This is a genomic window from Campylobacter sp. 2018MI34 (assembly GCF_016598975.1).
Classification (GTDB): domain Bacteria; phylum Campylobacterota; class Campylobacteria; order Campylobacterales; family Campylobacteraceae; genus Campylobacter_D.
In genome coordinates this window covers 1-382 of sequence record NZ_JAENKS010000271.1, presented here as the reverse complement: position 1 = coordinate 382, position 382 = coordinate 1, and the positions used below count along the sequence as shown (strand labels likewise).

Annotated in this window: 1 protein-coding gene; it reads left to right on the top strand. The window is 50.5% G+C overall.

The genetic code is table 11. The features are described 5' to 3' along the window. Nucleotides 1-382 (top strand): formate/nitrite transporter family protein (locus tag JG676_RS08770; protein ID WP_200218001.1); only part of this gene is annotated, 382 nt, incomplete at both ends.

Sequence of the window (382 nt, the reverse complement as noted above, 5' to 3'; positions counted from 1 at the left end):
ACCGTATTGATTGTCGTAGCAAAAGCCAGTGGTCGTATTACCTGGGGCCAATTGGCTAAAAACTGGCTTAACGTTTATGTCGGTAACCTGGTGGGTTGCTTGCTCTTCGTGCTATTGATGTGGCTTTCCGGCGAATACATGACCGCCAACGGCGCGTGGGGGCTCAACGTCCTACAAACAGCCGACCACAAAGTGCACCATACTTTTGTTGAGGCGGTAAGTCTTGGCATCCTGGCTAACCTGATGGTGTGTCTGGCCGTATGGATGAGCTACTCGGGCCGCAGCCTAATGGACAAAGCGTTTATCATGGTATTACCGGTCGCAATGTTTGTTGCCAGCGGTTTTGAGCACAGTATCGCAAACATGTTTATGATCCCTATGG